We start from the raw sequence: 25,483 nt of genomic DNA on the forward strand, positions 1-25,483 counted from the left end.
TTTAAAAATAGATTTTAACCGATTATTTCTTTTCTAACTTTTTTATTCTTTTTTCTATTGTAAACAGAAAGAAAAGCAAGCCCAGCAGAATTACCAATACACAAGCTACCACTACGTATATTTTATCAGATGCATAAAGGCTGTCGCTAATTGAAGAACCGGTTCCTTGTGCAAACAATTGCAACGTCAATAGAAACATTAAAAAGGTTGCTGTAAATTTTTTCATTAGAATATTTTTTGATGATTAAATTGGTAAAATAACCTTGCCCAGGTCTTAATTTAACTGTTTATTTCTTTCTAAATTTCGGAGCCTGTAAATCAGGTTATAAATCCAGCAACCGATTAGAATCCAACCCAGACACGCAGGGTAAAAAACCATTCTCATACGGCTATCCAGATCGTAAGCGTTGAAACCTGGGTTTCCACCGTTACCCGGATGTAGGGAATCCGACAAACGTGGCAATACAAATAATAGCACTACCATGATCGGAAAAGCGAAAATATTGTAGATCGCAGAGATCTTTGCTCTCTTTTGTTCTTCATCAATCGCATTACGTAGCACCAGATAAGCGAAATATAGTAAAATGGCAATTGCCGCGAAGTTCTGTTTCACGTCGAAACTCCAGGCTTGTCCCCAGGTAAATTTAGCCCAGATGGCACCAGTTACAATCCCAAGAAGTCCGAATATCACGCCTGCATTTACACTTTCTACAGCCTTGATATCATCCATAGGATCATTAGTTCTCAATGATTTGATACTATAAAAAACAGAAATACTGAACAATACAATCATGGCAAACCACATTGGCACATGAAAATAAAGGTTTCGGATACTCTCCCGAATAATCGGCAATTCAGGAGTTTTCATTAGAAAACCTGCAACAGTAGAATAAATTACTAAAATTGCACCTAATACTTTCCACCAGTTCTTATACATTGACATTAAAATTTGATCTTTTTTGTGCTGTTAATCGGCAAATGTAGCTAGAAATTTTATAAACGGTAGTTCTTCCCGGCAAAAACAAGGTAAATGACCCGGTGCTTACTTAATTCTAATCTCTCCATAGATAAGGAAAGAGTAAAACCGATACCGACATCACCAGGGCATTGATGATTAACAATAAACCGATCTCATCCATGCTCACACTTCTGTCTAAGCCATCCATTGCATTTTTTGTAAGTTTGATCAATACCACCAATACAGGAATAATGATCGGAAAACTCAATATGGCCATCAACATCCCCCCATTTCCGGCTTTAGATGCTATCGCGGAAACCATAGTGAAAATTGTGGAAAAGCTTAAGCTCCCCAAAATGGCTGCCAGTAAATACAAGCCTAAATCCTCCGGACCAAAATCAAAGACCACAATATAAAAACCCAATGCAATCACGGTAAGCACCATCATCAGCAAAGCATTATAAATGGTTTTGGAAATGATGAGCGCCAGAGGACTCGCAATCGTATAAATATATACTTGTCGGCCTCTACTCTCCTGCAGAAAACTCTTTGAGACTGCATTGATCGAAGCGAAAAGCATGATGATCCAGAACAAAGCATTTAAAGTGACCTTATCTGTACTCACAAATGATAAAAAGCAGACAAATACTGTAGACACAACGTACAAAAGCACTCCGTTTAAAGCGTATTTGGAACGCCACTCTAACAATAATTCCTTTTTTATTAAATGTTTGATCTGTTCTGCTAAATTCATTCGGTGACAAAGATAATTCTTAATCGTTCCATTTACTAATGAGCGTTAGAATTTAGTTAAATACCAAGAATTGTAGCGCATACCTATAAGAAAGCAACTTAAATTGAATTGGAACGATAATCGCTCTTAAATTTTAAACCTGGTAGGTAATATACTTTTGAAAACTTCTTCCTTTTAGAAGGAAGATAAAATGAAGTCCATATTGAGGAATACCCCAGGTGTTAAGGTAACCCGTGATTGGTTCATCCAAGCGGTCAATAAATTTCAGACAATAATGTTCAAAATTATGGTCAATAAACTTGTATTGGTATTCTGGACTAAAATGATTCAGGTTAATGCGCAAATTGCCATTACCCAGCAGGATCAACAAATGATGTACAGTCATCGCCCTCATAATGTGTGGATTCTTTTTCACCCACCTGGCCATGCTTCTGTTGAAGTCCAGCTCATCAATATCAACAAACTCTTGCGCTTCCATATTATAAATCAGAGCAATACTAGCAAAAAAAACTAAAGCGCTAAAATTTTATACATTTGAAAAGCAAATTTTACCTGGTTATGCTTATGACTCCTATCTTCTCCAGTATTTTACAAAGTCCGATTGGTCCTCTCTATATTTATGCCAGTGAAACAGCATTGATCAGCATTACCTTCAAAGCTACACAGTCCAAAATCCTTTCAGAAAACCAGATTAGTAAACAAGCAGCAATCCAACTAAATGACTATTTTGAAGGAAAATTAACCCGTTTCAGTTTACCCCTGGAACAAAGCGGGACTGAGTTCCAGCAAGGAGTATGGACCGCATTACAAAATATTGAATATGGGGATACCTGTTCCTATTTGGAATTTTCAAAGCAACAAAATAACGTACTGGCCATTCGTGCAATTGCCGCAGCAAATGGTAAAAACAAACTGGCCATAGTAGTACCCTGCCATAGGGTGATTGGCAGTAATGGAAAGCTGGTGGGCTATGCAGAAGAACTATGGCGAAAGAAATGGCTCCTGGATCATGAAAAATCCGTCAGTAAAAAAGGACAAATGACATTTAATTTTTAAGCTTATGAACCCATACCTGGATATCATTCTGAGAAGTCTCGCGGTTTACGCCTTTATGCTGGTCGCCATCCGTTTAACAGGAAAAAAGGAACTTTCTCAGCTAAACACTACCGATGTAGTGTTGATTTTACTGATCAGTAATGCTGTACAAAATGCCATGGTAGGTAATAATACCAGTCTGCAGGGAGGCTTAATCGCTGCAGCAGTACTATTTGCGCTCAACTTTGGACTGAAAAAACTCATGTACAGCAACAAGAAATTCAGAGAACTTCTTTCTGAAAAACCAGAAATCCTCATCCATAATGGTAAATTGGATTTTGAAAAGCTGGCCAGACTGGACATTACCGATGATGAATTGAGGGAAGCGATGAGAGAGCATGGGGTAGAAAAATTCAAAGAGGTGAAGCTGGCAATTTTCGAAGTGGATGGAAACATCAGCATCATCACCGGTACAGACACCCTGAAACACACCCATTTCAAACGTAAAAGAAAACAAAAAGCACTGGGTGGATTAAACTAAAATTCAGTGGTAAAAAAAATGAGCTGATCTATTCCGATCGGCTCATTTATATTTTTAAAGACAATTTAAAACCTAAGCTGCCTGATTTGGTATAGCGCTTTGCAGTAACACCACTTTTGGTCTTCTGATCGTAATCAGTACGAGAGCACCAGCTACAATCACATACCAACCCCATTTCAACTTCACCATTCCTGATGCCAGATTCACCATCTTTTTAAAGTGAAGAAAGCCAAAAGAATCCTGCACTTTGAAATAGATACCAGCTAATGAAATCGCTACCAATGCGATTCCTGCCCAACCGGCAAACTTAATGAGGCCAATTTTATGAGTAAAAGAACCTAATAAAGCAAGCAATACCAGTACATAGAAAGTAATGGCTAATGTAGTGTCAATATCAAAATAGTTCCAGTTTCCAATAATAGGTAATCGCATTAAAGGACATAATCCTCCTGCAGCCATAATTGCTGCACCAATAACTCCCTGAATTTTCATCCTGACTTACTGCTGTGTGTTGATCCCCATTTTATCGGCAAAATGCGCGCAATAGTCGCGTAAATCTTCGACGATTAATGTCTCTCCTGTAGCTTTCAGAAAGCTATCTCCCATGGTTTGCAAAGTTTCATAAAAGAATCTTTTCATCTCATCTACAGGCATATCTTTAGTCCATAAATCGATACGCATAGAATTCTTATAATTATGATCCCAAAGTGCCAACATCATCGATTTCACAGGTACCTGCTCTTTAGTAGCGGCATCTGTAGATTCCCAAAGGATGTTCTCAGGTACGTTACTGTCGTCTAACTCAACGGTAATTTTAATTTCTGCTTGTTTCATTTATTTTAATACTGAATTTATAATAAAAAATAAGAGAACGGTAAAAAGGATCACAGTAGACTCTACAATCCAGAGCTTTTTCAGTTGAGGGATAAACTTCCTGAAAATCTGATCAGACACAAAAGCAACTACAGAAATGAGCACACTAAAGCCGATCAGAATCGGATATAGATTGATGCTCTTTTCATTTACCGGCGGCCTTTTTTCGAATAACAATACCGCTGCAATCGTTAAAAAGATAGCTGAAATGATGTTCAGTGGTGTCAGTTTTATCTTCAATTTCCTTAGTTTTACCTTGCTCTTGTATTATTTTTTGTTTTTGAACTTCTTGGACTTCCAGGAAGGAATTTTATTTTTCATTTTCTCTCTTTCTGAAGCCGCAATTGCTGCTGCATGTTTCTTTTCATGGAAAGCACCTTTAAAATCAGGATCTTCCTTGCGCTTTTGATCGTCAATTGCCCTGGCAATCGCCTGACGCTCTTCAAATGGCGTCTCTTCCACAAAAACTTCCGCTGGCAAAGGTACTACAGGAATCTGTTGTCTGATCAACTTCTCTATTTTCTCAATGTAATATTTTTCAGAAGGTGTAGCAAAAGTTAAGGCATCCCCTTTGGCATAAGCTCTACCCGTACGACCTATACGATGTACATAATCTTCAATAATAATCGGCACATCGAAATTGATCACATGGCTCACCTCAGAAACATCAATTCCACGGGAAGCCACATCCGTAGCCACCAATACCCTGATGTTGCCTTCTTTAAAACTGTTGATCGAGTTGATTCTCGTATTCTGACCCTTATTGGCATGGATTACCCTTACCGCATCTTCACCAAATCTGCGCACGATAAAACTAAAGATGTTATCAGCAACCGTTTTGGTCTTACAGAAAATAATCAATCTTTTAAACTCTTCATCATTTTTCAGCAGGTGCTGTAATAAGTTGATCTTTGTTTTGAAATTGGGTACTTCATACAAGCTCTGCGTCACAGTCTGAGCAGGTGTTGCCTGCATCCCCACCTCAATTATAGTCGGGTGCTTTAAGAAATCACCGGCAATTTTTTGAACCAGATCACTCATGGTTGCAGAAAACAATAAGTTCTGACGACGGCGCGGCACTACTTCTAAAATACGATGAATAGAGCCGATAAAGCCCATGTCCATCATTTTATCCGCTTCATCCAATACCAAAAATTTCAAATATTGAGTATTGATATGTCCAGCCAGATAAATATCTAAAAATCTTCCAGGAGTAGCTACAATGATGTCTACACCTGCTTTAATTTGCTCGATTTGCGTTTTTGGACCAATACCGCCGAAAACAACAACGGTACGTAAGTCTGTATATTTAGAGAAAATTTTAATATGTTCAGTGATTTGCATCGCCAACTCTCTGGTTGGGGCTAAAATCAAGGCTCTTGGCGCATCACCCTGAGCGTATTTCAATTGCATCAGAATCGGCAATACATAAGCAGCTGTTTTTCCGGTTCCAGTCTCGGCAATACCAAATATATCCTGACCTGATAAAACAGGCGCAATTGCTTTTTCTTGTATAGGTGTGGCAACAGTAAAGCCTGCATCAGCTACAGCATTTAAAATCTGTCGATTAAGGTTAAACTCTTCAAATGTTTTGGGCATTTTGCAAAGATACTATTATTTATAGGATCAACAGCTCAAGGGATTATTTATGATGAAATAATGTATTTTTATAAGTTTAACGAATGAACCACATGCAAAATCAACAAAACAAATGGTTAAAGGCCATATTTCCTGTTGCCTTTAGTGTACTGCTCAGCGTAACTACAACTACCTCTGCTCAGGATTTATACCTGCCAAGAAATATTAAAATGGCCTACGAAAAAGGAACCAGGTCTAAAGATGGAAAACCAGGAAAACAATACTGGCAGAATAAAGGGAAATACGACATGACCATTAGTGTAGATCCCAATAGCAAAATTGTGAGCGGATCAGAAACTATTAAATATACCAATCACAGCCCGGATACCTTACAGCACATCGCCATCAGGTTTGTCAACAACCTGCATAAACCAAACGCTCCACGTGCCAATTATGTCAGTAAAGACTTCTTAAGCGAGGGGTTGACGATCAGCGATCTTCAAATTGACGGACAAAAATATAATGCAAAATCAGAAAACTGGGAGACTGTAGAAAGTCTCAAACTTAAAAAACCGCTATATCCGGGACAAACTGCTGAGCTGAACATCAGTTGGTCTTATCCCTTATCAAAAGAGAGTGGCCGGGAGGGTCAGTTAGACAACAGTACATTTTTTGTCGCCTATGCTTTCCCAAGAGTTTCCGTCTATGACGATTACAATGGCTGGGATTTGATTCCTCATACCGACAGAACCGAGTTTTACAACGATTTTAATGATTACAAACTGATGGTCAGGGCTCCTAAAAACTATGTAGTATGGGCTACCGGAGATTTCCAAAATCCGGATGAAGTTTTAAACCCGGTTTTTGCAGAACGACTAAAAAAATCTTATAGCACTGAGGCTATTGCTCCGATTGCCAATGCGGAGGAAATGGCAAAAGGGCTCGTTACACAGCAAAAAGATTGGAACAGCTGGGTGTTTACTGCGGATCATATCCCAGATATGACTTTTGCCTTGAGCAACCATTATTTATGGGATGCGGGCAGCGTGGTGGTGGATTCAAAAACCGGTAGAAGAGCAAGTGCACAGGCGGCTTATGATGCTAAAGCTACCGATTTCCCACATGCTGTAGACTGGACTAAACAGTCTTTATCCTGGTTCTCCAACAATTGGCCGGGCGTAGCCTATCCTTATTCAAAGATGACCGCAGTTCGGGGATTTGCGGATATGGAATATCCAATGATGATCAACGACTCTACTACTCCAGACCTGGAATTCTCGCAGTTTGTGCTAAACCACGAAGTTGCCCATACCTATTTCCCTTTCTATATGGGAACCAATGAAACCAGATATGCACATATGGACGAAGGCTGGGCCACCACTTTTGAATACCTGATTTCTACGGCGCAACTTGGAAAAGAGAAAGCAGATGAGAACTTTAAACAATTCCGCGTGAGCAGATGGATCAACGACCCTTCTACAGAAGAAGATCAGCCGATCATCAGCCTTTCTACTCAGGTTTCGGGCCCTGGCTACAGCAATAATGCCTATGGAAAACCGGCCCTCGCCTACCTTGCTTTAAAAGATATGCTGGGAGATCTCCAGTTTAAAAAATACCTACACGCCTATATGGAGCGCTGGAACGGCAAACATCCAATTCCCTGGGACTTCTTTTATACTTTTAACAATGTATCCGGGCAAAACCTCAACTGGTATTGGAACAACTGGTTCTTCAGTAACCACTACATTGACCTGTCCATTAAACAAGTATCCAACAAAGGACTGGCTTACCAGATTCAACTCCAAAACATCGGCGGATTTGCCATCCCTTTTGATGTCAGATTGAAGTATAAAAATGGAACTATAGCTGTATTTCATCAAAGTCCTGCAATTTGGAAAGACAATCAAAGATCTACTATCATTAAGCTGAATGCAAAACAAGCAATTGCAGAAATTCTTATCGATGGTGGCATATTTATGGATGCGAGCCCTGCAGATAACATCTGGAAGGACAAATAACATTTTTTTTATTTAAGTTTGAAGGCATGAACACCATTCTGATAAAAGCGGCCACAGTGGTAAACGAAGGCCAAATATTTGTTGCTGACGTACTGATTAAAGAGGGATTTATTGAAAAAATTGCACCGAATATCCAGGCGGAAGGCGCAAAAGAAATCAATGCAGAGGGCTTACACCTCTTCCCTGGAATGATCGATGACCAGGTACATTTTAGAGAACCGGGACTAACGGATAAAGCGGATATATTTACGGAAAGTATGGCTGCCGTTGCAGGTGGAATCACTTCCTTCATGGAAATGCCTAATACCGTTCCCAATACTTTGAGTCAGCAATTACTGGCCGATAAATACAAAATTGCTTCTGAGGTTTCTTTAGCGAATTACTCCTTTTTCATGGGAGCTTCCAATGACAACCTGGACGAAGTCCTGAAAACTGATCCTAAAAACGTTTGTGGGATTAAAGTATTCATGGGCTCATCTACTGGAAATATGCTGGTAGACAACTCAACAGTCTTAGAAAATATCTTCAAGGATGCCCCGATGTTGGTGGCTACGCATTGCGAAGATGAAAAGACCATCAGAGAGAATATGGCACGTTACAAGGCACAATATGGCGATAACATCACCATAGACATGCACCCGCTCATCAGAAGCGCGGAAGCTTGTTATATTTCTTCCTCTATGGCAGTGGAGCTGGCAAAAAAACACCAGACACGTCTACACATTCTGCATATCTCTACGGCTAAGGAAGTCGCATTATTTGACAATATTACGCCATTAAAAGATAAAAAAATCACCGCTGAAGCCTGTGTGCATCACCTGTGGTTCGACGACAGAGATTATGCAACAAAAGGCAACTGGATCAAATGGAATCCGGCAGTAAAAACTGAGCAGGATAAAGATGCCATCTTAAAAGGCGTACTGGATGGTCACATCGACATCATTGCAACAGACCATGCCCCTCATACCATTGCCGAAAAAGAGCAACCTTACCTGCAGGCCCCATCTGGTGGCCCTCTGGTACAGCACGCACTCTCTGCATTACTGGAAATGTACCATCAAAAGAAAATTACGCTGGAACAGATTGCAGAAAAAACTGCACATAATGTAGCCACTTGCTTCCAGGTAGATAGACGAGGTTTCATTAGAGAAGGTTACTGGGCAGATTTAGTATTGGTGAACCTGAATGATCCGGTTAAAGTAACCAGAGCAAACCTTTGGTACAAATGCGGATGGTCGCCTTTTGAAGGTCAGACTTTCCAGTCAGAAATTACCCATACCTTCATTTCGGGTAACCTGGCTTATCAAAAAGGAAATTTCATGACCAATGAAAAAGGGAAAAGGTTGACGTTTAACCGATAAAACAGAGATTGTCTACATTTAACTTCAAATTGGTAACCTATAAATTATGAGCTTAATGGACAAACCCAGATTTAAACAGTTTGTCCTGCTGTTCAGTCTGTCGGGAATTGTGTTTCTCGCCGGACTGAACAGTAATTTCATAGAAAAATACTATTCTAATGGCCTCTACCTGGTCAGCTCACTGATCCAACGTTGGATCAGTTCTCTCTTCCCCTTCCCTGTCGGAGATTTTATTTATCTTTTTCTGATTCTATTCATCCTAAGAAGCCTGTATATATTTTTCAAAAAACTGGTTCAGAAGAAATTGAAAAAGACAGATCGGATCAATATACCTTTGCAATTGCTGAATTTCGGATTGATCTTATACCTGGTATTTAAAATTCTATGGGGTTTGAATTATTCACGTCCTACCATTACCAAAGAACTGGGGATTTCAAATGAGAAATACAGTACTGCCGATTTGGTATTACTCGGGGAATATTTCATCAGCAGGCTGAACAATTTACAATCGATCAAGAAAGAAAGGTACAACCTGGATCAGCTGGAGCGTAAAGCAAAACTCTCATATGATAGCTTAAAGCAAAGCAATCCTTTTTTCAACTATCCAATTCCCTCTGTAAAAGCAGTACTAAACAGTTGGATCGTCACCAAAATTGGCATTGAAGGCTATTACAATCCCGTGTCTGGCGAAGCGAATGTCAATATGCGCTTACCAACTACCTCATTACCATTCGTCACCTGTCATGAAATAGCCCATCAACTAGGCATTGGTCGCGAAGATGAAGCCAATCTGATTGGTTACCTCGTAGCCACCAACAGCAGCGATAAAAACTTCCAGTATTCGGCGGCCTACAACATGCTCAGAAGTATTCTTTTTGAGATCAAAATCAAATCACCGGAAGACTACCAGCGATTATATGCGACTATAAATCCGGTTACTCTGAACGATTTTAAAATAGAAAGGGCGTTCTGGAGAAAATACAATAGTGATATGTATGGCTATATGGATGTCGCACTGGATAGCTTTTTAAAGCTGAATAATCAGAAAAAAGGAACAGACAGCTACCAGGATATCGTATTATGGTTGTATAATATTCATAAAAAAGAGCTGATTCAGGCGCAGAAGGTTAAAACATTACAACCTTAAAACAAAAAAAGAACAAAACATTCCTAAATTTGCCTCACTATGGCAAAGATATCCATTAACCTGGCAACAGGTTCACTACAGAAAGAAGAAATCATCGTCGGTATTGACCTTGGTACCACCAACAGTCTGGTGGCCTTTATCAACCCAGATAAAGATCCTATGGTCATTAATGACACAGGAAAAGGTGTATTGGTCCCATCAATCGTGCATTTTAATGCAAATGGCGATGCTGTCGTAGGAAATGAAGCCAAAGAATTTTTAATCAGCGATCCCGCAAACACTATATTTTCTGTTAAAAGACTATTAGGCAGATCTTATAAAGATGTTGCCGCTCATCAGGATACTTTCTCTTACAAAATCATAGATGACGAAAACGATTCTTTGGTAAAGATCAAAGCTGGTGATAAATTCTACACACCGATAGAACTTTCTGCGCAAATACTGAAAGAACTGAAGGCAAGAGCAGAACACGCTTTAAAAACACCAGTAAACCGTGCTGTAATTACCGTTCCGGCTTACTTTAATGATAGTCAGCGCCAGGCCACCCGTGATGCGGGTAGATTAGCCGGACTTGACGTATTGAGAATTGTTAACGAACCTACTGCAGCCAGTTTAGCTTACGGTATCGGTCTGGATCCTACTCAACAAAAAACAATTGCCGTATATGACCTTGGTGGTGGAACCTTTGATGTTTCCATTCTGGCCATTCAAAACGGAATCTTTGAAGTATTGGCCACCAACGGAAATACTTTCCTTGGCGGTGATGATTTTGACCGTGCCATTGTTCACTACTGGATCGAAAAAAATAATTTAGATGCAGCTGCATTATCCGCAGATCAGGGTTTAATGCAGTCCTTAAGACTAAAAGCAGAAGAAGCTAAAAAAGCACTAAGTGCTCAAAATCTTTTCAATGAAAAAATTGGAGAGATCTTCTGCACTTTAGATAAACAAACTTTTGAAGAGTTGATTTCGGCTAAGGTTGCTGAAACATTGAATGCCTGTAAACAAGCTTTAAGTGATGCCAACCTCAGCGTAAATGAAATCGACGAAGTGGTATTGGTAGGTGGCTCTACCCGTACACCTTATGTAAAAACAAAAGTGGCTGAATTTTTCAATTCTACTCCACATGACCAGATTAACCCGGATGAAGTAGTTGCATTGGGTGCGGCAATTCAAGCCGATATCCTTGCAGGAAACCGCTCAGACATTCTATTATTGGACGTAACCCCATTATCTCTTGGTATTGAAACCATGGGCGGATTAATGGACGTGATCATTCCAAGAAATGCAAAAGTACCTACCAAGGCCGGCCGACAATACACCACATCTATCGACGGACAGGTTAACATGAAGATCTCTGTATTTCAGGGAGAGCGTGACCTGGTTAAAGAAAACAGGAAACTGGCAGAATTTGACCTGAAAGGAATCCCGGCAATGCCGGCAGGATTACCAAAAGTAGACATCAACTTTATGTTGAATGCGGATGGGATTCTAACGGTTCAGGCAATAGAACTGCGTTCTGGGGTAAAACAGGAAATCGATATTACCCCAAGTTATGGACTAACCGATGATACTGTAGAAAAAATGCTGATCGATAGTATCACCCATGCAAAGAGTGATGTGGAACAACGGATGTTAATTGAAGCAAGAAGTGAAGGCGAGCAGTTGGTGTATACTGCAGAACGCTTTATTGAAAAACATGGTAACTTCTTAACCGAACAAGAAATCACAGACACTAAAACTTATATTGAGGCGCTTAAAACCGCATTGGCCACGGCAGATAAAGATACCATTTTGAAAAAAGCGGATGAGCTAAATGAGTTCACCCGTCCATTTGCGGAAAGAGTGATGGACATGGCTGTTTCTTCAGCTATGAAAGGAAAAAGCATAGAAGAATAACCACTCAATAGGTTAAAATATAGAACTTAACAGGGATGAATCGTGAATTTATCCCTGTTTTGCTTTTAGGCATATTGTTGTTGTGTTCCTCCTGGGGATTTTACGCACATCAACGCATCAATTATCTGGCTGTTTTTACGCTCCATAATGGCCTGAATACTTTTTATAAGGCAAATATCGAATACCTGAGTGATCATGCTGTAGATGCTGATAAACGACGATATGCAGACTCGGCAGAGGCCTCCAGGCATTTCATAGATATTGAATGCTATGAGCAGCATATCGACAGCATTCCCAGAAAATGGAATGATGCAGTACAAAGATATGGTATGAATAAACTCCAGACCAATGGCCTCCTCCCCTGGCAGATTCAAAAATCCTATTATAAACTCGTCAGGGCTTTTGCAGAACGGGATTCCCTGAAAATATTGATTTATTCTGCCTACCTCGGTCATTATGTTTCAGATGCACATGTACCGCTCCATACCACACAAAACCACAATGGCCAGCTGACTAACCAACATGGCATCCATGCCTTCTGGGAAAGTCGTTTACCGGAATTATTCGCCAGTCAATACAATTTTCAGGTTGGAAAAGCAATCTATATCAACGACCCATTAAAAACAGCCTGGAAAATCGTCAGTCATAGTCACCATTTACTGGACAGTGTACTAGCTATGGAATTAAAAGTAAGTTTAAGCACCTCGGCCCGAAAGAAATACAGTTTTTCCAAGCGGCAACAATCGTTGCTCCGACAATATTCCTTACATTATTCAAGGGCTTATCATCAAGAAATGAACCATATGGTAGAGCGACAAATGCGGGCAGCCATACATGCTACCGGAAGTTTTTGGTACACCGCCTGGATCGATGCCGGGCAACCAGATTTAAAAAATATGCCTAAAAAAAACGCAGCTTCAAATCCCGATAAGGAAATTGAAGCTGCGCCATTGCCCAATGAAAAAGGGCGTATCATTGGTAGAGAACCAAATTAGTCCTTTAAAATATCTTTAGGTTTGATTCTGCTTTTAATCGCTGCATAAATCACCGGACCAAAAGTCACCACCGCAATCGTAATGATAACAATTGAAAAGTTGTCTCTGATGATTGGAATTTGTCCCAATAAGAAACCAGCAAACAACAAACTGAAAATCCAGCCAATACCACCCACAACGTTGTAATAGGTAAATCTGCCGAAAGGCATTTTTGCTACACCAGCAACGAAAGGTGCAATCGTTCTGAAAATCGGCAGGAAGCGGCTAAAAATAATCGCTTTACCCCCATGTTTTTCAAAAAACTCATGAGACTTAGTATAGTACTCCAGTTTAAGAATCTTATTTCCTTCCTTAAACACCTTAATACCAAAATAACTACCTAAGCGGTAATTCAGGCTGTTACCAGCAATCGCAGCAATGGTGAGCAGGAGGAACATGATCCAAATGTCCAGGCCGGTTCCGCCTTTAGCGATCAATGCACCTACAGCAAACAGCATCGAGTCGCCAGGTAAAAATGGCGTTACTACAAATCCGGTTTCCGCGAAAATAATCAAGAATAAAATAAGGTAAGTCCATGTTTTATAATCGCTTACCAACTGCACTAAAGCTTTATCGGTATGCAATATAAAATCTACTAGTTGTGATAAAAGTTCCAAATCGTATAGTTTAAGCTCCAAAACTAAGAATAACCTGTTAATAAACCTGCTATTTTAAATTTTAGTCGTCAATAATTAGTTAGCTGTGACAGAATAAATTCCGTGGTTCATTTGGGGATTAGGCAAAAAGAAGGCCTGATAAAAATACCAGGCCTCATATTATAGTTTAAGATAATTCTAGTTGTAGTTGTTCAGCATTACTGGCATCACCAACATCAATACATCTTCATTCTCGTCATTTGTATGTGGAATCAGTAATCCTGCACGGTTAGGTGTAGAAAGTTCTAAAGTCACTTCTTCACCACTCAGGTTGCTCAACATCTCGATCAGGAAGCGAGCGTTGAAACCAATTTCCAAATCTTCACCTTCATACTGGCAGCTCAAACGCTCATGCGCTTCATTGGCAAAATCTAAATCCTCAGAAGAGATATTTAATTCACTGCCATTGATTTTTAAACGTACCTGGTGTGTAGTTTTATTGGCAAAAATCACCACCCTACGTAAAGTGTTTAAAAACAAAGCGCGATCAATGATCAGTTTATTAGGGTTATTTGCAGGAATTACCGCTTCATAATCCGGGTAACGCTCATCAATCAGGCGACAAACCAGGTTGATGTTTTCAAATTTAAAGAAAGCGCTGGTCGCATTATAATCCACAGAAACATTCACGTCAGTAGAAGGAAGTGCTGCTTTTAATAATGTCAATGCTTTTTTAGGAAGGATGAACGAAGAAGCTTTATCGCCTTTGCTGTCCATTCTTCTGTATCTTACCAATTTATGCGCATCAGTAGCCACAAAAGTGATATGTTGCTCAGATAACTGGCAATATACCCCTGTCATTGCCGGACGCAACTCATCACTGCTTACTGCAAAAATGGTTTTGGTAATCGCTTCAGTCAATACAGAGGCAGGAAGATTTACCGATGAAGCATTTTCTACTACCGGAATTTTCGGGAAATCATCCCCATTTTCTCCGCTTAGTTTATATTTACCATCACCTGCGCTGATTTCAATAGAGAAAGTGTTGTCGTCAATATTGAAAGAGATCGGCTGATCTGGTAATGTTTTTAAGGTGTCTAAAAGTATTTTTGCTGGCACAGCTACTTTTCCGCCTTCCTTTGACTCAACCGGTAAAGAGGTGGTCATGCTGGTTTGTAAATCAGTAGCAGAGATGGTTAAACTTCCATCTTTAATTTCAAAAAGGAAATTCTCCAATATCGGCAAAACAGTACTGCTGCTTGAGGCACCATTTACTGTTTGCAAATGTTTTAATAACGTTGATGTGGATACAATAAATCTCATAGTATGATCTTGTCAGTTCTCAAAAATATAAAAATTACCTTGCATACTTATGCTTGCGGTAATAATGTTGAAAAATCGCGAACGATATTAACAATAATAAGGGCAATACCATATTGATCAATTGCCATTGTAGTTTTTCTGTGCGGAGTTTTGCTTTATCCAACAGCCTGACCTTAACCTCTTTATTTCTCAAATCGATTAAATGATCGTCATTGGTCAGGTAATCTGCGATATTTAAGAGCAAAGCTTTATTTCCGTAATTTTTTTGCGTGTATCTGTCGAAGCCCAATGGAAATGCAGAACCGTCCTTGCTACTGATTTGATTTTTGAAGACATCTCCATCTCCAATTACCACCATCCTGGTCGGTTTGCTCAGTACAGGAAGCGAATAGTTCCCGGTAATTCCGGCAGGTATCGAACGGTTCAAAAACACCGAAGGAAAAGTCCCTTCGATCAATACCCCTAATGCCTGCGCTTTGCTCGCATAATCACGGGGATCTGGTTGCTCGGCCACCATTTGCAGCGACAATAACTTTGGAGTGTTAAAAATCTTATTGAACGGAGAAGAATGAAGGATCACCGTTTTCTTTAGTCCTTTTACAGCGATGGTGTCTACTGTACTCACAAACTCCCCTTTCAGCACATCAATGTTCTTCACCAGGTTGTGGGAGGTGTCTGGTTGCATCAGTGGATAATAAACCCATGGAGCCATTTCTATCTGCCCATTGCTGCCCATACTCAATGGTATTTCGGCACAATTGGCATCCGCAATCAGGTTATAATTCACTCTGGCACCATACATAAACAGCATGTCATCCAGGTTCAGTTTTTTATTGAAGGCTAGTTGTTCTCCTGAGCCTTTCAGACTATCCAGATCGGCACTCACCTGATCAATAGCCCAGACTACACGACCTCCCTTCATCACGAAGTAATTGATTTTAAACTTCTCAGCTTCTGTGAATTCCAGCTGAGGTTTGGCAATCACCAATGTTTTCAATTTGTCCAGTCCTGAAGCATCGATTGTATTCAGGTTTACCCTACCCACTTCATAACTATCAGATAAACTGGTAATGGCATCATTCAACTGGAGATCTGATAATTCACCATTACCTTCCGTAAAACCAATTCTTGGATGCGCTGCTGAAAGCAGCTTCTGAATGGCAGAAGTAAACAAATACTCCAGGTTTTGAATGGAATTGTTGATGTTCTCTTCATAACCACCGGTAGCGCCTAAATTTTGTAATAATTTTACTGGTAATTGCCGGTCAGGATGCTCCAACATGGCCATTGGAAAGACAATTTTCTGCGCAAAACCCGCATCATTTTTAATATTTACCGTAGTGGGTTCAATTCCCGCACTATACAAATGATTCATCACGGTATCCTGGTCAGCGATAGAAAGTCCGGAAAGCGGATCTTTAAAAATCACTTTGATTTCCTGTCCGGCAACAGCCTTGTAATCCGCCAACAAATCTTTTGTCGCATTTCTCAGTCTTTTAAAAGGAGCTGGTAAATCCCCATCTAAAAACACCGTAATGGTGATCGGCTGTTTAATTTGTTTTAAGATTTCCTTAGATTTAGGCGTTAAAGTATATCGCTTTTCTTTGGTAAAGTCGATGCGGGTGTAGACATATTGTGCCAGCACGTTGACCAAAACCAGGGCAACCAGGAATATTAAAACGCGAAGGGTTTTACCTTTTTTAATTACCATTTCCTACCTCCGATCACGAGTTTGGTCAGGCCTAAAAAAACAGCCATAAAACTGAGAAAATAAACCAGATCTCTGGTATCTAACACCCCCCTGCTCATCGATTGATAATGTTCGTTGACACTTAAATTGAGTAACATATTTTCAATGGCACGAAAGCTAAAAATCTGGCTCATGGCTTCAAATCCGCTATAAGCGAAAAAACAAAGAAACACTGACAATGCAAATGCAACCACCTGATTTTTAGTCAACGACGAAGCAAAAATACCAATGGAGACAAAAGCTGCACCTAATAATAATAAACCAATGTATGATCCGATAATTGCTCCGGTATCGATGTTTCCTTTTGGCAAAGCCAGTTCAGCAATCGTATACGAATAGATCAAGGTAGGGAGTAAAGCGAAGACCACCAATACCAAACAAGCCAGGTATTTGGCTGCAATAATCTGCCAATCGCTTAGTGGACGTGTAGCCAGTAAGATGTAAGTCCCTTCCCTTCTCTCCTCCGCAAAAGACCTCATGGTGATGGCGGGAATCAAAAAAAGAAATAAAAAAGGAGCCAGTCCAAAGAAGCCAGTCAACTCCGCATATCCGTATTCCAGGATCGAAGTATCCGGGAAAAACCACAACAATAAGCCGGAAGCCAACAAAAAAACACCGATGGTAATATAAGCCATCAATGAGTTCAATAAACTAAATAACTCTCTTTTAAATACCGCGTACATTCATTTGGATTAACGATGCCGAAGTTAGAAAATTTAAAAGACAAAAAAGGGTGCCCAATAAAATCGGACACCCAAAACACTAACTATCCACCTATATTTATTATTGTTTATCCCACCAGATTCTGCCTTTGGTTTCGTTAATATCGACACCATAAGCCGGATCTTTGGCTTTCATATCATTCGCTGCTTTCAATTGATTCGCTCTGTTTAAATCAGCTCCTGGTAATACACCTCTTCTTGGTCTGATCAGGTTGGCACTACCATTCCATAGGTTTTCCAGATAGGCAACACCAGTACCATCACCAATATTTCCAGGCGTAGTTGGTTGTCCGGCTCTGTAATCTACAGCCTGAGGATATCCAGTTCTTTTCCACATTGCCCATGCCTCTTCAGGTTGCGCCAGAAAATGCACCCAGGATTGAGAATAAATGCTCACCAATCCGTTGTAAGGGAAACGGGTTAAATAATCACCCATAGCCAATGTTGAGGCAAAAGGTACTTTGATATCGATTCCAACTTTTTTGTATTGATCAAAAGAAGCAGTTACACCTTCATTGTACCAGGTCGCTGCATCTTTACCCATTACACTAGCACTTTTTTTAGCCGCAATTTCAGCCATCATAAAACAGGTTTCTGCATAGCTCAGGAACAAAGATTTGTATTTTAAAGAACCACCAGCAACTACCTCTTCATTGGTATTCAACAATGGATCTGGAATTCCCTCCTTAAAACCACCATTTTTCACAAAATAACGTCCTTGAATCAGCGACTGATAGGTTAAATTAACCGATGCAGCAGTTGTGGAAAAAGTCTGAAAACGACCAGCTCCTGTTGGCCCATAGGAAGCATCCTGAGAAGCAGGAAATGTATGCTTGCCATAATAGCGTTGTTGATACTCAGGAGTGGCGAGCAGCGCAAGGGTAGCTGGAGTGGCAGTAGTTAATAAACTGCTGTACGCCGGATTATTCGTACCCAGTTGATTCTGACGTACCATCACTGCCAGTCTAGGATCCCTGGCAGATTTAAGGTATTCTACAAAAGGGTAAGCTGCATTAAAACTCGTTTTAATGGAATTGATGTCATCCACATTGTTGTTCCAGTCTCTGGAATTATTAATCCCAAAAGACTCGTCATAAGTAGCAATCAACTGTCCGCCAAAATTAGTTTGAACATCTGTAAGAATTGCATCCAGATTGGCCGGGTCTCTTTTCTCATAACGCTGTGCGATTTTGATACGCAGGGTATTCGCAAATTTCAACCAATTGGTCATCGCGCCTTTGTAAAAGAAATCGTTAGCAGTAAGCTCCATCTGACCAGCAGGTAAGTTTTTAATGGTATTTGCTGCTTCTTTTAATTTTGTATCGAATGTTTTATACAGGTCGTAATCATAATCATATGCAGGTAACGGATAAGTAACATCCTGAAATGCCTGTGCGTATGGCATTGCCCCAAACACATCAACAGATCTCCAGGCCTGGTAAACATCAACGATCTGACTGATGGCCTTTAAATTTGTATAAGTCGCCTTTTGAGCATCAGGCATCTGATCAATCTTGGCAATGATTCTGCTGAGTCCTACTCCTACCTTTTGGTAATAATCATTATAATATTGACTTAAGCCTGGATTCCCTCCTTTTATAGCAGCTGGCGCCCAATAGTTGGCGGAGAGATCAGCGCTGGCACCATCCTGAACAATATACTGCATATAGGTCATAATGGTATATCTATTCTGCACCTTAAAGCGCTCATTATAATTGATATCGTTAATCGCCGTAGAGAACAAATACCTTGGATCAACATCTGGAAGGGCATCAGGCCTTGTATTGAGCTCAATCATCTCTTTCTTACAGGACTGCCCAAATGCAGCCATGACAATCAGTCCCAGTATATATAATTTCTTTTTCATTTCTTTAGTTTTTAGAATTTAGAACTTAACGTTTAAGGAAACAGCATAATTCCTTGAAAAAGGAACACCACCGGTAATCCAAGGGTTAAATGGATCATTACTTTGTAGAGATTCAGGGTTCTGACCACCAGTTAAACTGTTATATAAATAACCCAGATTTCTAGCTGTAAAGCTGATACGTGCTCCTTTGATTTTTACCTTATCCAGAATCTGGTAAGGAATCTGGTACCCTAAAGTTACTTCGCGCAACATCAACCAGGACATTTTAGAAATTGCACCGGAGGTATTCAATGCGTTCTGCCATCCTTTGGTATAAGTATAATAAACTGAGGCCTTCCAAGGTTCCACTAACCCCTGGTCGTAAGCTGCTTTAAAGGTCATTCCAGCAATCGATTTAGTTGGATCAATTAAACTCATTTCTCCCGCAGCGAAAACAGCATCAGGAATAGCACCATCAAAAACAGTTTGTCCGGTATAAGAATCTATACGGGCTACACCGCCATGAGCCTGGTCACGAAACTTCAAAGAAGCCAATGGTATACCATTTCCCATGGAATAGGCATAAGTCTCTGAATAAACATAACCGCCAAAACGGGCATCCATTTGTGTAAATAAGCTAAAGTTTTTATACCTCATATTTACAGAGAAACCACCAGTTAGGCTAGGCTCTACTCTACCCACCGCTAATCTGCCGTTTGGCAAATCAGAATCTGAGTTATCCACCAGGTTGTAATTGGCAACATTATATTTTACATCTGCATTTGGATTCGACAGTCTAGGCGCATTTACAATTAATGGGAAGCCAGTAGCAGGATCAATTTTCACAGTGGTATTGGCACGCATTTCCAAAATTCCAAAATCGCCGCCTTCATAAGCCCAAACTTGTCCACCTTCATAGTCTCCTGTGATGTTCCAGGCTGTAATTCCTCCACCAAATTTGATGATCTTACTTTTGTTGTGTGCCAGGTTAAGGGATAAATCTAAGCCCCAGTCTTTAGTTCTGATTGGAGAACCCATAATCGAAGCCTCAAATCCTTTATTCTGAATATTTCCAGCATTAAAAAAAGTTTGTTTATAACCCGTTTCCGGTACACCGTTCAATTTCAGCAGCTGATCATAAGTATTACCTTTATACCAGGCAAAATCTACATCAATTCTGTTTTTCAGGAAGGATAAGGTAGTACCAAATTCAATTTCTCTTTGTCTCTGAGGTTTCAAATCATAATTTGGTTTAACATCCCCATTAATTTGAGTCGCAGCAGGCACGGTTTGTCCATTTTGGTCAATAATAACCGATGGAGAGTAGCCCGCACCAGTATCGTATGGTCTTGCAATCCCCGCACTTCCTACATAGGCAACGGAAGCTCTGATTTTTCCGAACGACAACCAGGATGGCATATCATCTTTAAAGTGATCCGAGAAAATGTAGGAAAGGTTTGCAGAAGGATAGAATACAGAATTGTTGTTCTTTCCAGGAACAATTGTTGGATAAGTAAGTGTAGAAATCCAGTCGTTACGTCCTGACAACTCTAAGTTCAGGTATTTCTTATAAGCGAAATTCACCACACCCGCCAGACCAATCGTTTTTCTGGAAGGTCTTAACAATGAATACTTTCTGGTAGTCAGGTTTACTGCATCACCCTGAACAGGTTTAACCGAATTATCCAGGAAGAAGAAATTAGGCACTGCTAAACCTCCATTGGTATTTGCACTATAGGTTTCTCCAAGTTTATCTCCATAAATCTCATTGATCAACCTAAAATCTATATTCAGGTCGTCATTGATGTTTTTATTGGCATGAGCCATGAATAATAAAGTGTAGTCAGTGGAGTATCCACCCCCAACACCATAGTAGCCGCCTTTATTATCTTTATCATTACCATAATCCTTGGATTCTGCAAAGTTCTTCTGGTAGTTAAAATTACCTCTTGCACTCAAATCTAACCAGGGATTTACCTGAGCTTTCAACTGAAGGTATCCCAATAAAGAGTTCTCATGATTGGTATAGTTCTTTTTGTCAATTCTTGAAAATGTATTGGTTACCGCATTAAAGTTTCCACCCGGATAGCTATAAGTATAAATTTCATTATTTGCAGGGTTTCTATATCCGGCATACCAATCTGCGAGATCCAGGTTCCTTGGCAAATAATAGGTACTAAAAGCCAATGCATTATCACCATAGGTAGAATATCTACTTTGGTTAAAATAGTTACTGGTTCTGGTATTTGCATAACTTATACCCATATCAGTAGAAAAGATCTTATTAATTTCGCCACCAACTTTGACATCAATTGCATCTCTTTTCAATCCGTTATTTGGCAAAATACCTTTGTTACTGGTATTAGAATAAGAAACACGGTAATTAAACTTGTCGGTACTTCCACCTAATGCTACGTTATTATTGATGTAATTTCCATTGCGATAAAAAGTTTTCCAGTTATCTGGTTGCGCAACATAGGGAACCAATTTGGATGGATTGTAAATTGCAGGAGTTAATCTTCCATCGAATTTTGGTCCCCAGCTTCCTGTGGTTAAACTCTGCGTACCATCTGGTCTGAAGTTACCTTCTCTGGTGATGTAACTTCCCATACCGTAATCATTCTGAAGATCCATGAAATTTTTGTATACCTCAGTAGTTTGGTAAGTACTATTCACCTCAATTCCTAAACCCGGGCCACTTTTTCCTCGTTTTGTGTTGATCACTACTGCACCATTCAATCCTCTTGAACCGTACAATGTAGTGGCTGCCGCACCTTTAAGAATCGTAATCGACTCATAATCATCAGGGTTCAGGTTTTTAAGCTGAGAACCACCATCCGCAGCATCCCCACCTACAATGTTATTATTGAGCACCTGACCATCAATAACAAAGATCGGCTGGTTATTTGCCTGCCTATCGCTGCTACCTAAAACCTTGGCACCCCTGATTTGAATGTAAGGTGAGGTTTGCACACCTGCAGTTCCCACCACATTGATGTTCACTCCGGCTACTTTACCTTGTAAACCCGTAATCGGGTTGACTGTATTGGTCCTAGTAATGTCTTCCCCCTTAATTTTGGTTACAGAATATCCCAGGTTTCGGTCTATCTTTTTTACCCCGAGTGCCCCTTCTACTGTTACTTCTTTCAAATCACTGTTACTAGGGACTAAACTTACATTTACCACCCGGTCAGCACCTACAACCGCTTCTTTAGTCGCATAGCCAAGGTACCTGAACTCTAAAGTATTCCCAGCAACCGCCTCAATTGAAAATTTCCCATCAGAATTTGTACTGGTTGATTTTTTCGATTCTTTCACCCGTACACTTACTGCAGGCAGGGGATTGCCTGTCTCATCTTTTACCGTACCGCTTACAGTACGACCATTCTGGGCAAAGACTCCGATGCTCCAGAATAACGCAGCAAAGCTGAGCCACGTCATTTTTAGTAGTTGTTTAGTCATAGTTTGTTTTTTAGTTTTGGTTTATATTAATTGGCTAAAGGATGGTTCTCTTTTAAGTTTTTCGGTTACAAAAACTCCGTTCGTTCAATCACCATATTGGCAGCACCAACCAGTTCTGCATCATTGGCGATTTCAGAAACTTCTATTTGGGTAGACTCTGCAATTCTTGGGATACAAAATTCATTAATGGCTTGTTGAATGGAAGGCATGAACATTTTACCGGCAACAGCTGCCCTTCCACTCAATACAATTTTTTCAGGATTCATGATATGGATCAAAGTGGCTACTCCTTTCCCAAGATGAAATGAAGCATCAGACAGGATGGAAATCGCCAGGGGGTCACCGGAATTTGCTGCGGTTAAGAAATGATCCCCTGCATGTTTCGTCTGGTCTAAAAACAAGCGTTTCATACTGGACTCAACACCTGCTTCTACCTGGGCTTTAGCTTTTCTTGCCATCACCAGTAAAGAAGTTTCTACTTCAAGGCAACCACGTTTACCACAGGAGCACAATTGGTGGTTACCCGACAGGGGAATATGACTAAATTCACCTGCGAAGCCACTATGTCCTCTAAATATTTTTCCATCTATGATCATCCCAAGGCCAGTTCCCCAACCCACATTGATCACCATAACATCCTGCTTTCCCTTGGCCTTACCAAATTTTAATTCTGCCATGGCAATTAAACTGGAATCATTGTCGATGAACACTGGAAGGTTTAATTGTCTAGTCAGGTAGTCTTTTAGACTTTCCCCATCAGCAGTTGGAAATAACGTGTAGTTAATCCCCTTTTCAATATTTACGAATCCCGGCATCCCGATACCTACGCCCAGCAGATGATCCGGATGAAGTCCTGATTTCTCAATATTTGCCTTGATAAAATTGACTAATTTCTCTAATGCATCTACATCTGTATAAGTATCAATTTCAATCACTTGCAATGGAAGTTGAATACTATGGGTTAAATTATAGATCAGCATCCTGGTCACCATTTGATCCACGGCAACAGAAACAATAAAACGTTCCTTTTTAGGATTCAGGAGAAACATGGAAGGTCTTCTTCCTCCACTTGAGGGCGCAAGTCCTTCACTGATGATAAATTCTTCAACAATTAATTCATTGACGACTGTAGTTACATTAGGAAGACTTTTCTGGGTCAGCTTGCTAAGTTCATTTAGAGAAAGAGAGGAACCAGCGTATAAATTCCTAAGAATTTCTTTTCGTAATTGAGCGCTCTTTTTTATTGTGGCGGACATATGTAGCGTTTGTTTTACATAAACATATATAATCTTAATTTAAGAATACAATACTTTTGAATTATTTTAAAAAGTCAAAAGGCATTGTAAATAAAATAGATAAGTTAAGCACTTACATTCCCTTTCATAAAAGCCCTAAAACGGACTTCCAGACAGCCCTAAAAAAAAATCAAATTAGTTTAATAAATAACCTTATTGGAAAACATCGGCTTTGTAACAAATATGTTGAGGAGAATATTATCTTTTTACTTTAAATTGACAAAGATAAGTTGTAAAGCCAATTGAGCTCATTTTTAACTAGTTAGTGTTATAAGTACACATCAGAAATCAGTCGGAAAAAAAGTAAAAATATTTTTCATTTACTTCAAAAAGTAGCCTTTTTAGGCTCAAAATTTCTCAAAAACAGGCTGTTTTGGCTGCTAAAAATGATTGCAAAAACTCAAATTCTTCCTAAAACCAATCAAGTCATACATAATCCTGATAAAAATCATTCCCAATTAGCCGGAAAAACCAGGCAAAAATGAAGCAATTTCTGAGGTTTTTTAGCCCCAAAATAAACGCAATAATGCAAGAAATGTAAAGTTGATTTTCTTGTTTTAATTCCAGCTCCTTTCGAGGGCTTTAAGATCAGTTGATTTGACTATCAACCCGATAATGATGGATTAAAAAAAGCAAAGCCCTCCTGTAAAACAGGAAGGCTTTGAGCATGTGCTGATATCGCACAGAAATTAAATGAAATGGGCTTATAAACCGAAATTAAATGCCGCACGTAAACCAATAAAAGAAGCTGTACCATGATTAGACCAGCCTTCATAACGACCACCTAAATCAATAGAAGCTTTATCCGACACAGGGAATTCAACCCCTACACCTGGAGAATATACGAAAGCTGTTCCATCATTAAAATCACCTGTTCCAAATGAAGCACCCACTTCACCATTTACATAAAAGTTCTCAGCAAGGAAATACCTGGCTCCAACTTTAACAGGAATATATCCGGTATTCACTTTACCAACAAAAGGAATTTCCTTTGACTGAAAGTTAAGGTATCCTGCACTAGCAGTTAAGTTTAAATTCGGAGCAACAGGATGTTGATAATTCAGTGATCCGCCATAGCCAAAGTTCCAGGCATCACCAAAATTTCCCATTGGAAATGCAAACTCTGCACCTACGCCAAATTTAGGGCCATTCATAGCTGGATCTTTTGTTTGAGCATTGACATTTGAGAAAGCGAAAATACCTGCGATCGCTGTTAGTAAAAATAATTTTTTCATGTGTTTAAGTTTAATTCTTATTTGTGATATAAAATCACCAGAGAAATACAAAAACT

General features: G+C 39.7%; 23 protein-coding genes. 7 read left to right on the forward strand and 16 right to left on the reverse strand.

Annotated features, from left to right (window positions below; all coding sequences use genetic code 11):
* Positions 1–22 precede the first annotated feature (22 nt).
* From R2Q94_RS10610 to R2Q94_RS10625, 4 genes are all read right to left on the reverse strand, one after another.
* Positions 23–226, reverse strand: a complete 204-nt coding sequence (locus R2Q94_RS10610) for a CcmD family protein (RefSeq protein WP_316821432.1) — start codon at positions 224–226, stop codon at positions 23–25.
* Positions 227–274: 48 nt separating this feature from the next.
* The gene (gene ccsA / locus R2Q94_RS10615; protein WP_316821433.1) at positions 275–937 is read right to left on the reverse strand and encodes a cytochrome c biogenesis protein CcsA; all 663 of its coding nucleotides are present in this window, start codon (positions 935–937) and stop codon (positions 275–277) included.
* A 115-nt stretch (positions 938–1,052) separates the two neighbouring features.
* Positions 1,053–1,712 carry a heme exporter protein CcmB gene (locus R2Q94_RS10620; RefSeq protein WP_316821434.1) on the reverse strand — a complete coding sequence of 220 codons (660 nt, stop codon included), beginning with the start codon at positions 1,710–1,712 and terminating at the stop codon, positions 1,053–1,055.
* 133 nt (positions 1,713–1,845) lie between these two features.
* A complete protein-coding gene (locus tag R2Q94_RS10625; protein WP_316821435.1) occupies positions 1,846–2,190 on the reverse strand; it encodes a hypothetical protein in 345 nt (114 codons plus the stop codon).
* A gap of 80 nt (positions 2,191–2,270) precedes the next feature.
* Here R2Q94_RS10625 and R2Q94_RS10630 point away from each other — a divergent pair, with 80 nt between their 5' ends.
* Entirely contained in the window at positions 2,271–2,768 is a 498-nt protein-coding gene (locus R2Q94_RS10630; RefSeq protein WP_316821436.1) for a methylated-DNA--[protein]-cysteine S-methyltransferase, read from the forward strand.
* 4 nt (positions 2,769–2,772) lie between these two features.
* The gene (locus R2Q94_RS10635; protein ID WP_316821437.1) at positions 2,773–3,288 is read left to right on the forward strand and encodes a DUF421 domain-containing protein; all 516 of its coding nucleotides are present in this window, start codon (positions 2,773–2,775) and stop codon (positions 3,286–3,288) included.
* Between the two features lie 72 nt (positions 3,289–3,360).
* Here R2Q94_RS10635 and R2Q94_RS10640 read toward each other — a convergent pair whose 3' ends face one another.
* Genes R2Q94_RS10640 through R2Q94_RS10655 form a run of 4 tightly spaced genes read right to left on the reverse strand, consistent with a single transcriptional unit; the run spans position 3,361 to position 5,760 of the window.
* Complete coding sequence (locus tag R2Q94_RS10640) at positions 3,361–3,780, reverse strand: hypothetical protein (protein ID WP_316821438.1); 420 nt, start codon at positions 3,778–3,780, stop codon at positions 3,361–3,363.
* A gap of 6 nt (positions 3,781–3,786) precedes the next feature.
* Entirely contained in the window at positions 3,787–4,122 is a 336-nt protein-coding gene (gldC, locus tag R2Q94_RS10645) for a gliding motility protein GldC (protein ID WP_316821439.1), read from the reverse strand.
* The gene (locus tag R2Q94_RS10650) at positions 4,123–4,401 is read right to left on the reverse strand and encodes a hypothetical protein (protein WP_316821440.1); all 279 of its coding nucleotides are present in this window, start codon (positions 4,399–4,401) and stop codon (positions 4,123–4,125) included. It abuts the gene before it with no gap.
* Positions 4,402–4,428: 27 nt separating this feature from the next.
* Positions 4,429–5,760 (reverse strand): DEAD/DEAH box helicase, encoded by a 1,332-nt coding sequence (locus R2Q94_RS10655; RefSeq protein WP_316821441.1) that lies wholly within the window; start codon positions 5,758–5,760, stop codon positions 4,429–4,431.
* Between the two features lie 92 nt (positions 5,761–5,852).
* On the opposite strand from R2Q94_RS10655, the gene R2Q94_RS10660 reads away from it, so the two are divergent.
* Genes R2Q94_RS10660 through R2Q94_RS10680 form a run of 5 tightly spaced genes read left to right on the forward strand, consistent with a single transcriptional unit; the run spans position 5,853 to position 13,159 of the window.
* Positions 5,853–7,757, forward strand: a complete 1,905-nt coding sequence (locus tag R2Q94_RS10660; protein WP_316821442.1) for a M1 family metallopeptidase — start codon at positions 5,853–5,855, stop codon at positions 7,755–7,757.
* A gap of 26 nt (positions 7,758–7,783) precedes the next feature.
* Positions 7,784–9,118: a dihydroorotase gene (locus R2Q94_RS10665; RefSeq protein WP_316821443.1), complete on the forward strand. Its 1,335-nt coding sequence runs from the start codon at positions 7,784–7,786 to the stop codon at positions 9,116–9,118.
* Positions 9,119–9,173: 55 nt separating this feature from the next.
* Positions 9,174–10,265, forward strand: a complete 1,092-nt coding sequence (locus R2Q94_RS10670; protein ID WP_316821444.1) for a DUF3810 domain-containing protein — start codon at positions 9,174–9,176, stop codon at positions 10,263–10,265.
* A gap of 39 nt (positions 10,266–10,304) precedes the next feature.
* Positions 10,305–12,164 carry a Fe-S protein assembly chaperone HscA gene (gene hscA, locus R2Q94_RS10675; RefSeq protein WP_316821445.1) on the forward strand — a complete coding sequence of 620 codons (1,860 nt, stop codon included), beginning with the start codon at positions 10,305–10,307 and terminating at the stop codon, positions 12,162–12,164.
* Between the two features lie 35 nt (positions 12,165–12,199).
* Positions 12,200–13,159, forward strand: a complete 960-nt coding sequence (locus tag R2Q94_RS10680) for a zinc dependent phospholipase C family protein (protein WP_316821446.1) — start codon at positions 12,200–12,202, stop codon at positions 13,157–13,159.
* Here the strand turns inward: R2Q94_RS10680 and R2Q94_RS10685 are convergent.
* The 8 genes from R2Q94_RS10685 to R2Q94_RS10720 all read right to left on the reverse strand — a co-directional run bounded on the left by R2Q94_RS10685 (position 13,156) and on the right by R2Q94_RS10720 (position 25,427).
* Positions 13,156–13,815, reverse strand: coding sequence for a VTT domain-containing protein (locus R2Q94_RS10685; RefSeq protein WP_316821447.1), 660 nt, complete (start codon positions 13,813–13,815; stop codon positions 13,156–13,158). The genes R2Q94_RS10680 and R2Q94_RS10685 overlap by 4 nt on opposite strands.
* Before the next feature lie 177 nt (positions 13,816–13,992).
* A complete protein-coding gene (dnaN, locus tag R2Q94_RS10690; RefSeq protein WP_316821448.1) occupies positions 13,993–15,117 on the reverse strand; it encodes a DNA polymerase III subunit beta in 1,125 nt (374 codons plus the stop codon).
* A 34-nt stretch (positions 15,118–15,151) separates the two neighbouring features.
* Positions 15,152–16,828, reverse strand: coding sequence for a gliding motility-associated ABC transporter substrate-binding protein GldG (gldG, locus tag R2Q94_RS10695; protein WP_316821449.1), 1,677 nt, complete (start codon positions 16,826–16,828; stop codon positions 15,152–15,154).
* Positions 16,822–17,550 carry a gliding motility-associated ABC transporter permease subunit GldF gene (gene gldF, locus R2Q94_RS10700; protein ID WP_316821450.1) on the reverse strand — a complete coding sequence of 243 codons (729 nt, stop codon included), beginning with the start codon at positions 17,548–17,550 and terminating at the stop codon, positions 16,822–16,824. Before gldF ends, gldG begins: the two co-directional genes overlap by 7 nt.
* Before the next feature lie 100 nt (positions 17,551–17,650).
* Positions 17,651–19,456 (reverse strand): SusD/RagB family nutrient-binding outer membrane lipoprotein, encoded by a 1,806-nt coding sequence (locus tag R2Q94_RS10705; RefSeq protein ID WP_316821451.1) that lies wholly within the window; start codon positions 19,454–19,456, stop codon positions 17,651–17,653.
* Between the two features lie 18 nt (positions 19,457–19,474).
* Positions 19,475–22,897, reverse strand: coding sequence for a SusC/RagA family TonB-linked outer membrane protein (locus R2Q94_RS10710; RefSeq protein ID WP_316821452.1), 3,423 nt, complete (start codon positions 22,895–22,897; stop codon positions 19,475–19,477).
* Between the two features lie 65 nt (positions 22,898–22,962).
* The gene (locus R2Q94_RS10715; protein WP_316821453.1) at positions 22,963–24,153 is read right to left on the reverse strand and encodes an ROK family protein; all 1,191 of its coding nucleotides are present in this window, start codon (positions 24,151–24,153) and stop codon (positions 22,963–22,965) included.
* A 743-nt stretch (positions 24,154–24,896) separates the two neighbouring features.
* Positions 24,897–25,427 carry an outer membrane protein gene (locus R2Q94_RS10720; RefSeq protein WP_316821454.1) on the reverse strand — a complete coding sequence of 177 codons (531 nt, stop codon included), beginning with the start codon at positions 25,425–25,427 and terminating at the stop codon, positions 24,897–24,899.
* Between the last annotated feature and the right edge of the window lie 56 nt (positions 25,428–25,483).

The organism is Pedobacter gandavensis, assembly GCF_032678465.1.
GTDB classification, from domain to species: Bacteria; Bacteroidota; Bacteroidia; order Sphingobacteriales; family Sphingobacteriaceae; genus Pedobacter; species Pedobacter gandavensis_B.